Origin of the sequence: Pseudoalteromonas sp. 31A1 (genome assembly GCF_011378815.1) — a bacterium.
Taxonomy (GTDB): Bacteria; Pseudomonadota; Gammaproteobacteria; order Enterobacterales; family Alteromonadaceae; genus Pseudoalteromonas; species Pseudoalteromonas arctica.
In genome coordinates this window covers 344693-354188 of the sequence record NZ_WTKY01000002.1, presented here as the reverse complement: position 1 = coordinate 354188, position 9496 = coordinate 344693, and the positions used below count along the sequence as shown (strand labels likewise).

Below are 9496 nucleotides of genomic sequence, written 5' to 3'. Positions count from 1 at the left end.
ATGAATTTATTTTGACAGGATAAGTCAGGCTTATAGTTAGCCATAACAGTTTACCGTGGGTGAATAATATCTATTAGATCACAGCGAACGGATGGATTCAAGGTTAAAAAGCAATCAATTCAAAATAGTAGAATACGTTCCTAAAAAGAGTAATTCTACAGCCTCAACGCCTAATTAACAGGCAAAAAATTGTTGGCTAAAATAGGTGAACGTAGTGAACAAAAAGCCAACTGTTTTTTGTCCTTGTTTAATTTCTTGTTAGGTTTTTGGTAACACCTTGATTTGTAAATTATACCAATGTTCATTTAACTTAATGCTTGGATTGTAATCCCAAATAGTACTGGGGTATTGGCTTAACTCGACTGTTGTAGCATTAAGCCAAGTTATAATTGGTTGCACTTGAACTTGGCTATTCCATACATTTTGATTATTTAGCCAATATTCTGAGTTTTCTTGAACTTTGAGTTTTAGCCTATAAAAAGGTGCTGTATTTGCCCCTGTATTTGTAACTCCATATTCTAGAACAGCAACCACAGAGTTATTTTCATTCGGATACTCGCCAACAATAGTCCAATCAAAAAGATCTCTTTGGATGTTTACAGATTCTGGGTTAAAGAAGTTATATGCATATGAAATTAGACACAACGAAGTAAAAAACCCGATTGTGGCAAATATATTTTTGAATAAACTTCGTACCTTCATAAAAAACCTAACGCCCCATTAAGAGGCTAAAAATTGTTTGCTAAAATGTTGAGGAACGAAAACAGCAAACTGTTTTTTGTCCTTTTGAATGGCTTGTTATATGCCGACTACACCGTAATTGGCCCGAAAACTTTGATACTTAAAGCAAATATGATAACAAAACAAAGTTGCCCTATTATTGGTACAACTATGGGAATTAATATAGTTTGCCAAACAGTTAACTTTAGAAGCTTTCGTATGACAGCTAAAAAGATAATAATAGTTAACAGCAATGCCGCTAAATCGTCAAGAGCAACTAGCTCACATAAAGTAGAGCTAACTAATTGAATGCCTAGTAATAACAAACTTAAATAAGCAGCTCTCTTTCTTCGTTGCTCGCTAACTTTTAGCCTATTCAGAATAAAATTAAAGCTAAAAAAATACCCAACTAAATTTGAAAATAAATATAGAAATGTAAACACAAAATCCCTTTAGGCATATAACGCCCCATTAAGAGGCAAATAATAGTTGGCTAAAATAAGCGACGAAGGAGTAAATAGCCAACTGTTATTTGTCCTGCTTGAATGTCTTGTTAGGTGCAGTTATCACGACCAGTTAATAGATATTTACCATTAAATGATATTTCTCGAATTCCTTCTCCTTCACCAAAGTCTTGATGAAGGTTTATGATTACATGCTCACTTGTAAATTCAATTTGCCCTAAATGTACTTCAACTTTATCAATTGATGCACCAATATAGTTATATTCTAGTAATATATCTTTAGGTTTTATGACTCCTTTTATGCGAGGTATAGTAAAAAGCCCTTTAACTTTTTGGGTGCCACTAATTAATAGAGTTATTGGCCCATGAGCCATTTCAGGCCACTCGGCCTCAATCACTAAAACACATTTATCACCAAAAGTAGTAACTAACGCTTCTTCTGAATATTTTGGTGACTTTAATGCGCCACACCCAGAAAGAAAAAATAGAAATATAAGCACGAATCTCATTTTGCACCTAACAGCTTATTGAACACCACTTTGGGGGTTTATAACACCCCAAAACGGCGTATATTACATTGCTTAATAATTCCACTAAACAACTTCCATGTAAACAAGTAATTACGTATTTTGTAAAGTTATTGTTGTTAAAATACACCAAAACGACTTTTAATAATGTTATTGGACAAAACACGAACAACTGTCTATATATACAGTACGTTTTTAAAAGTTGAATATCATTTATGAAATCTCTCTTTCTAACCATGATTAAAGACCATATGTATAGCAAACGGTATGCAAAGAGCACTATTGAAGCTTATCTTTTTTGGATAGCTAGCTATATCCGCTTTAATAATATGCAGCACCCAAGCTCTATGGGAGACACTCAAGTAGAATCGTATTTGAACCATTTAGTAAACTCGCAAAACGTAGCGCAAGGCACACAAGCGCAGGCACTAAATGCGCTAAGTTTCCTATATAAAGAAATAATTAAGAGCCCCCTTTCATTATCATTAGACTTTGTAAAAAGTGAACGCCCAAGAAAACTACCCGTTGTGCTTACTCAAACAGAAGTTTCAGCGCTATTTAAACACTGTGTAGCAAAGCATTATTTACCCTGTGGATTACTTTATGGCAGTGGTATGCGATTAATGGAGGTACTGCGTTTACGAGTTCAAGATATTGACTTTGACTATAACTGCATTCGAATTTGGGATGGCAAAGGAGGTAAAAATCGTGTTGTAACGCTTGCAGTAGAGCTCATACCGCAATTACGTTCTCAAATACAATTAGTTGATAGTTACCTGCAATTAGATCTGAAAAACCCCTTATATAGCGGCGCTTATATGCCGCATTTGTTACGTAAAAAATATCCAAACCATAATAAGCAGCTGGGATGGCAATATTTATTTTCATCACATAAATTAAGTCTTGATCCCGAGAGTAAGCAATTAAGGCGCCATTATATCGATGAAAAGCAATTACAGCGCGCTGTTAAAAAAGCCGCTTTTGATGCACATATTAATAAACACGTTACCCCACATACTTTGCGTCACTCTTTCGCTACGCATTTGCTGCAAAGCGGCGCTGATATCCGCACAGTACAAACACAGCTAGGTCATAGTGATGTGCGTACTACACAAATATATACCCATGTACTACAACAAGGTGCCAACGGTGTTATTAGCCCTTTTTCAAGATTATAAACTTCCCTATTTAAAACAAAAAAGCACAGCCCACAAGCGCCATGCTTTTTAAATTCAACCGTAAAACTACTTACTTTACAAACGAATACCGCCGTCTATTTCAACTACGCGGCCGGTAAAAAAGTCGTTTTCGATTATGTATTGTGCGGTATGGGCAATTTCGTCGCTTTCGCCTAAGCGCCCTACTGGCGTTACTGCAAGCATACGTTGTTTGGCTTCGGGCTTCATGGCGTCGGTCATGGCGGTGCTTATTACACCTGGTGCAATAGCGCCTACACGTATACCAAAGCGGCCAAGTTCTTTAGCCCATGTGGTGGTAAGTGCCACTACGCCTGCTTTTGATGCCGCATAGTTTGTTTGGCCTATGTTACCTGCGCGCGCTACGCTCGACATATTAACGATTACGCCGCCTTTACCTGATTCAATCATGTGGCTTGCCGCTTCGCGCCCGGCTAAAAACACACCTGTCAGGTTTACATCAATAACTGATTGAAATTGCTCAAGGGACATTTTTTTAACGACTTTGCCGTCTTTAGCTTTTATAAACATGCCGTCGCGTAAAATACCGGCGTTATTTATAAGCACACCAATGTGGCCAAAATCGCTGTTGATGGTATTAAATACGTTTTCTACTTCGCTCTCGGCGGTTACGTTTGCGGCATAACCTTTAATGTTGCCTGTGACACCTTCAAGTTGCGTTAACTGCTCGCATACGTTGTTTAATAAGTCTTGTGCCATATCTATTAAAGCAATGTTTGCGCCCATAAGTGCAAACTTTTGCGCCATTGCAAAGCCTAAACCTTGTGCGCCACCGGTTATTACTACCGTGTTATTTTTAATTTCCACGCGTTGCTCCTACTTAGAAAACAGTTTAAAAATGGCACTAAAGTCATCACTACCCGCACCTTGGTGCTGTAGCATAGTGTATAAATTTTTAGCCATTGAACCCATTGGGGTTGATGAATTACTTTGCTGCGCGGCTTCCATGGCAAGCCCTAAATCTTTAGCCATTAAATCAACCATAAAGCCTGGTTTGTAATCGTTACTTGCAGGTGCGGTATCCATTACACCTGGGCATGGGTTGTAAAGTTCAAGCGTCCAGTTACGGCCCGAACTTGCGGTCATTATGTCGCTAAGTACTTTAGGATCGAGGCCGTTATTAATACCCATTTGCAGGGCTTCGCTGGTGCCTGCCATTAAAATACTTAACAGCATGTTGTTACATATTTTGGCAACTTGCCCTGCGCCAATATCGCCTGCATGGAATATGTTTTTACCCATATCACTCAGCACTGTATTTGCTTTATTAAACGCTGCTTTTTCGCCGCCTACAATAAAAGTAAGTGTGCCAGCAGTTGCGCCTGCAACGCCGCCCGATACCGGTGCATCTACAAAGCTTATGCCTTGTTCACCAAGCGCACTGCCTACAATACGGGCTGATTCTGCATCTATTGTTGAGCAGTCAATTACTAAAGTATTTTTGCTTAGCACTTTAATTAAACCGCTGTCGTCGTTATTACCTAAATAAAGCGATTTAACATGTTTGCCCGCAGGTAACATACTAATAAGTACGTCAGCATTAGTTGCGCACTGCTTTGCATCAACCGCTGCTTTTGCGCCTTTGCTTGCAAGTTCATTTACGACCGATTGGTTTAAATCGAACACACTAACAGTATGTCCAGCTTTAATTAAGTTAGCCGCCATTGGGCCGCCCATATTACCTAAACCAATAAAACCTATGTTTAATTTACTCATAGTTGTTCCTTTTAAATACCAATTTTACTTAACAGCAAGCTCATTGAGCGGGTGATTTTCGCCAAAGCGGTTAGCAAAAAAGCTATCTATTATTGTTTGTGGTACATCACTAAGTGTTTTGTATTGCCAATTTGGCGCACCGTCTTTATCTATTAGTAGCGCTCTTACGCCTTCTTGAAACTCACCTACTTCGCCAGCGCGAACCGACATACCCAGCTCCATTTTAAAACACGCTAATAAGCTTTTGCCTTGGCTTGTTTTTAATTGCTCACTTACAAGTGCACAACTTAGTGGGCAGCCATGCTTAAGTGATTTTTGAGCGCGCTGTAGCCATTTATCGTCAGTAGTTAGCCCTAAAATGTAATCAACCTGCTCCTGCAAGGTTGTAAACTCACCCAGTTTTTGAATCGTTTTTAGGTTAGCTTTTACGTTGCCTTTAGGCATACGCGCCGACTGGTTATCTAAATCGGTGAGTAAATCGGTTAACCTGTCATGATTTAGGCTTGCCGTTTTTCCCCACTTGACAGTTAAAATTTGCGCAAGCATGGCATCATATTTAGTGCTGTCGATAAAGTGATCGGCAAGCGATACAAAACGCGCGTCGTCGCAGTTAATTGATGCCGACGTTAGCCCTAAAAATAATCCAACACTTTGTGGCATTTTATGTAAAAAGTAACTGCCGCCTACATCTGGGTATAAACCAATGGTTTGCTCTGGCATGGCAATGCGAGATGTTTCGGTTACGACGCGGTGGCTAGCACCGGCCATTAACCCTAAACCGCCGCCCATTACTATGCCGTTACCCCAAACAAGGATTGGTTTATCAAAGGTATGAATAAGGTAATCAAGCTTGTACTCTAGCGTAAAAAACTCTTCAACTAGGCTTGTTGGTTTACCTTGCGCCATTGCACGATGAAGGCTTACAACATCGCCACCAGCACAAAATGCTTTATCGCCAGCGCCTTTTAACAATACCATTGCAATAGCATCATCATCTTGCCAAGCTCGCAATTGCGGCTCAAGTAATTTGATCATCTCAAAATTAAGTGCATTTAACGCTTTTGGCGCATTGAGTGTAATAAGCCCTATTAAACTGCCGTTTTCTGCGGTTGCGGTTTCGAATATCACGGGCTCATCGGCGCTATTTAATACTGTTAAAGCACTCATTAGCCGTTTACCCAGTTAGCGCGGCGTTTTTCTAAAAAGGCATTTACGCCTTCTTGTTGATCTTCGGTATCAAATAAACCAACAAATAATTCACGTTCAAGAGGCAATACACTTGCCATTGGTTGATGGCGCCCTTTTTGAATCAATGTTTTACACGCTGCTACTGAGGTAGGGCTTTGATCGGCCACTTGGTTGGCAAGCTTTAATGCCGCAGCAAAGCTTTCCCCTTGTGGTACTACTTCTTCTACTAAGCCAATTTGCAGGGCTTTATCGGCTTTTAAGCGCTCGCCGCATAAAATCATGCGTTTTGCCCAGCCTTCACCTACAAGCCATGCTAAATTTTGTGTGCCACCCGCACACGGTAATAACCCTACTTTAGCTTCAGGTAGCGCCATTTGTGCTTGCTCTTCCGCAATACGTATATCGCACGCAAGGGCAACCTCTAAGCCACCGCCCATTGCATAACCGTTAATAGCAGCGACCGACACACCTCTAAAATTAGTAAGTGCTTCAAACGCTTCACCAAATACACGAGACATGTCGGCGGCTACGCCTTTATCGCCACCAGCAAATACGTTTAGGTCGGCACCGGCGCTAAAAAACTTTTCGCCTTCGCCAGTGAGCACTAATGCATAAATATTTTTATTATTGTTTAGCTCGTTAACGGTATTTTTTAAATCAACTAAAGTGTCTTTTGTCCAGGTGTTTGCTGGCGGATTAGACATCGTTAAAATTGCAACATGACCTTCGGTTGTTAGCTCAATACTCGGATTAGATTTAGATTCTGACATACATTGCTCCTTATAAAACGTCGCTTGCAGACTCAGCCAAAATACGGCGCGCAATAATTACGCGCATGATTTCGTTAGTGCCTTCTAAAATTTGATGAACGCGTACATCGCGTACATGGCGCTCTAGCGGGTATTCTTTTATATAACCGTAACCACCATGAATTTGCAGCGCGTCGTTACACACGGTAAAGCCCACATCGGTAGCAAAGCGTTTAGCCATAGCGCAGTAAGTGGTTTTTTCAACGTCGTTATTATCAAGTTTAAATGCAGCAAGCCTAACCATTTGGCGCGCAGCTACCAGCTCGGTGTTCATATCGGCAATTTTAAATTGCAATGCTTGAAACGCAGCCAATGGCTTACCAAATTGCGTGCGTTCTTTTAAATATTCACGGGCGGTATTAAGCGCTGCTTGCGCTGTACCAATTGAACATGTGGCAATGTTAATTCGGCCGCCATCAAGGCCTTGCATCGCAAATTTAAAGCCTTCGCCCTCAGCCCCTAATAAGTTGTGCGCAGGAATGCGTACATCTTCAAAGCTAATTAGGCGTGTAGGTTGTGCGTTCCACCCCATTTTTTCTTCTGCTTTGCCGTATTCAACGCCTTTTGCATCGGCAGGCACTACAAATGCCGAAATACCTGCAGCGCCTTCGCCGCCTGTACGTGCCATTACCACTAATACTTCGGTTTCGCCAGCGCCCGATATAAACATTTTTGAGCCGTTAATAACGTACTCATCGCCCTCAAGCACAGCTTTTGTTTTAAGTGATGCGGCGTCTGAACCCGAGCCTGGCTCTGTTAAACAATAAGAGGCAAGTAGCTCGCCCATGACTAATTGCTCTACGTATTGGTCTTTAACTGCATCGGTACCAAAACTTGCTACCATCCACGTGGCCATATTATGAATGGTCAACATGGCCGTGGTTGCTGTACAGCCCATAGCAAGCTGTTCAAAAATAATGCTCGAATCTAAACGAGATAAACCAAGGCCGCCGGCTTCCTCTGGCGTGTATAAACCGCAAAAACCAAGCTCGCCTGCTGCTTTAATCGTGTCTTTAGGGAAAATATGTTCGCGGTCCCATTTTGCTGCATAAGGTGCTAGTTCTGACTCGGCAAATTGTCGTGCTGTTTGCGCAAAGGCTTGTTGATCTTCAGATAAGTTAAAGTCCATGTTAGACCTCTTTAATTGTGTAAGTTATGTTAGTTGTGTTGTTAGCGTTTCCCGTTACGGGGATATCGTGACGAGCGGCGAAGGCTTATGTGTGTGTTGTGTGTGAAGTAGCCTTCGCGCCCATCTTTATTATTAGTTATTTAGTTATTCGTTTTAATCATGATTACTTTAAGTTAATGCTCATGTTTGGACCCGAAGCAATATCGTCTTCAAACCAACGTGAGGTAATCGTTTTAGTTTCTGTGTAAAAACGAATACCTTGCTTACCGTACGTATGCGTATCGCCGTAAAATGAGCCTTTCCAACCAGTGAACGAAAAGAACGGAAGTGGCACCGGAATTGGCACATTAATACCCACTTGCCCTACTTCAATTTCGTGTTGGAATTTACGAGCCACTGCGCCGCTTGAGGTAAATAACGAGGTGCCGTTACCGTAAGGGCTGTCATTAATAAGTGCGATTGCTTCATCAAGCGTGTCTACAAACATACACGCTAGTACTGGGCCAAATATTTCTTCTTTGTATAAATCCATCTCTTTGGTTACGTCAGTAAATAACGTTGGTCCAACCCAGTTACCTTGCTCGTACCCTTCAACTGTAAAGTCTGAGCCATCAATTAAACAGGTAGCGCCTTGCTCTTTACCACCAGCAATAAGTGATAAAATACGTGCTTTTGCTGCTTTTGATGTTTGTGGACCGTATGCCGCGTTTGCATCATCCCACACGCCTGGGCGTACATTTTCAAAGCCTGCTTTAATTTCATCTACCCATTGACTTGCTTGACCTACAAATACAGCAACCGAAATACCCATACAACGCTGACCAGCAGCACCTACCGATGCGCCTACTAGGTTGTTTACAACGTGCGATTTACTTGCATCAGGCATAATAACCATGTGATTTTTAGCGCCAACACACGCTTGCACACGTTTAAGATTTTGTGTGCCTTTAGAATAAATATAAGCACCTACACCACACGAGCCAACAAACGAAATAGCGCGCACTGCTTTATCTTCTAATAGGCGGTCTACTTGTGGTTTTGTACCGTGAACAACTTGTAATACGCCTTTTGGTGCGCCGGCTTCAATAAATAGCTCTGCTAAGCGCATTGGTGTAAGTGGATCTTGCTCAGACGGTTTTAAAATAAAGGTGTTGCCACACACAATAGCCAGCGGGAACATCCAAAGTGGGATCATTGCAGGGAAGTTAAACGGAGTAACGCCCGCACACACGCCAAGTGGCTGCATGTAAGAATACGTATCGATTTTACGCGCTACGTTTTCCATTGTTTCACCCATCATTAATGATGGTGCGTTCGCTGCCTGTTCTACTACTTCAATACCACGCCAAACATCGCCTTTTGCATCTTCAAATGTTTTACCCAATTCGTGGCAAATAATGGTAGCAAGCTCATCGTGATGTTCTTTTAATAGCGCAGCGTACTTCATCATAATGCGTGCACGTTCAGTAATGGGTACGTCTTTCCATGTTTTAAACGTCTCAGAGGCTGAGGCAATTGCCGCGTCCATTTCTGACTCGGTGGTGCATGGCACTTGTGCAAGTACTTCTTGAGTTGCTGGGTTTATAACGTCGATAAGCTCTTTAGACGCTGATTGAATAAATTCGCCATTAATAAGTAGTGGAACTTGGTGCATAATTAAATCCTAGTGTGTGAGTTGTGTGTTCTCTTTAAAATTGGTAGCGCCGCTTTGTTAGTATTATGAGTG

The 9496-nt window shown here is 41.4% G+C and carries 9 protein-coding genes; 1 reads left to right on the top strand and 8 read right to left on the bottom strand.

The features are described from left to right. Window positions 1–258: 258 nt before the first annotated feature. Together GQR52_RS03900 and GQR52_RS03895 are read right to left on the bottom strand one after the other, a co-directional pair. Window positions 259–702: a hypothetical protein gene (locus GQR52_RS03900; RefSeq protein ID WP_165727523.1), complete on the bottom strand. Its 444-nt coding sequence runs from the start codon at window positions 700–702 to the stop codon at window positions 259–261. Window positions 703–1273: 571 nt separating this feature from the next. Beyond that, on the bottom strand, window positions 1274–1693 hold the full coding sequence (locus GQR52_RS03895; protein ID WP_165727522.1) for a hypothetical protein: 420 nt from the start codon (window positions 1691–1693) through the stop codon (window positions 1274–1276). 233 nt (window positions 1694–1926) lie between these two features. Here GQR52_RS03895 and GQR52_RS03890 point away from each other — a divergent pair, with 233 nt between their 5' ends. Then, window positions 1927–2889 (top strand): integron integrase, encoded by a 963-nt coding sequence (locus GQR52_RS03890; RefSeq protein ID WP_165727521.1) that lies wholly within the window; start codon window positions 1927–1929, stop codon window positions 2887–2889. A 75-nt stretch (window positions 2890–2964) separates the two neighbouring features. Here the strand turns inward: GQR52_RS03890 and GQR52_RS03885 are convergent, their stop codons facing one another. From GQR52_RS03885 to GQR52_RS03860, 6 genes are all read right to left on the bottom strand, one after another. Next, window positions 2965–3735 (bottom strand): SDR family oxidoreductase, encoded by a 771-nt coding sequence (locus GQR52_RS03885; protein WP_165727520.1) that lies wholly within the window; start codon window positions 3733–3735, stop codon window positions 2965–2967. A 9-nt stretch (window positions 3736–3744) separates the two neighbouring features. Beyond that, window positions 3745–4644: a 3-hydroxyisobutyrate dehydrogenase gene (mmsB, locus tag GQR52_RS03880; protein ID WP_165727519.1), complete on the bottom strand. Its 900-nt coding sequence runs from the start codon at window positions 4642–4644 to the stop codon at window positions 3745–3747. Between the two features lie 24 nt (window positions 4645–4668). Continuing rightward, window positions 4669–5811: an enoyl-CoA hydratase/isomerase family protein gene (locus GQR52_RS03875; RefSeq protein ID WP_165727518.1), complete on the bottom strand. Its 1143-nt coding sequence runs from the start codon at window positions 5809–5811 to the stop codon at window positions 4669–4671. Then, on the bottom strand, window positions 5811–6602 hold the full coding sequence (locus GQR52_RS03870) for an enoyl-CoA hydratase (RefSeq protein ID WP_024590175.1): 792 nt from the start codon (window positions 6600–6602) through the stop codon (window positions 5811–5813). Before GQR52_RS03870 ends, GQR52_RS03875 begins: the two co-directional genes overlap by 1 nt. Before the next feature lie 10 nt (window positions 6603–6612). Continuing rightward, window positions 6613–7770 carry an acyl-CoA dehydrogenase family protein gene (locus GQR52_RS03865; protein WP_165727517.1) on the bottom strand — a complete coding sequence of 386 codons (1158 nt, stop codon included), beginning with the start codon at window positions 7768–7770 and terminating at the stop codon, window positions 6613–6615. A gap of 163 nt (window positions 7771–7933) precedes the next feature. Then, window positions 7934–9424, bottom strand: coding sequence for a CoA-acylating methylmalonate-semialdehyde dehydrogenase (locus GQR52_RS03860; RefSeq protein ID WP_007376568.1), 1491 nt, complete (start codon window positions 9422–9424; stop codon window positions 7934–7936). Window positions 9425–9496: the final 72 nt, after the last annotated feature.

Excerpts from the sequence above, each read along its gene's own strand:
- GQR52_RS03875 (WP_165727518.1), bottom strand. The coding sequence starts at position 5,811 with ATGAGTGCTTTAACAGTATTAAATAGCGCCGATGAGCCCGTGATATTC.
- GQR52_RS03895 (WP_165727522.1), bottom strand. The coding sequence starts at position 1,693 with ATGAGATTCGTGCTTATATTTCTATTTTTTCTTTCTGGGTGTGGCGCA.
- mmsB (WP_165727519.1), bottom strand. The coding sequence starts at position 4,644 with ATGAGTAAATTAAACATAGGTTTTATTGGTTTAGGTAATATGGGCGGC.
- GQR52_RS03900 (WP_165727523.1), bottom strand. The coding sequence starts at position 702 with ATGAAGGTACGAAGTTTATTCAAAAATATATTTGCCACAATCGGGTTT.
- GQR52_RS03890 (WP_165727521.1), top strand. The coding sequence starts at position 1,927 with ATGAAATCTCTCTTTCTAACCATGATTAAAGACCATATGTATAGCAAA.
- GQR52_RS03865 (WP_165727517.1), bottom strand. The coding sequence starts at position 7,770 with ATGGACTTTAACTTATCTGAAGATCAACAAGCCTTTGCGCAAACAGCA.
- GQR52_RS03870 (WP_024590175.1), bottom strand. The coding sequence starts at position 6,602 with ATGTCAGAATCTAAATCTAATCCGAGTATTGAGCTAACAACCGAAGGT.
- GQR52_RS03860 (WP_007376568.1), bottom strand. The coding sequence starts at position 9,424 with ATGCACCAAGTTCCACTACTTATTAATGGCGAATTTATTCAATCAGCG.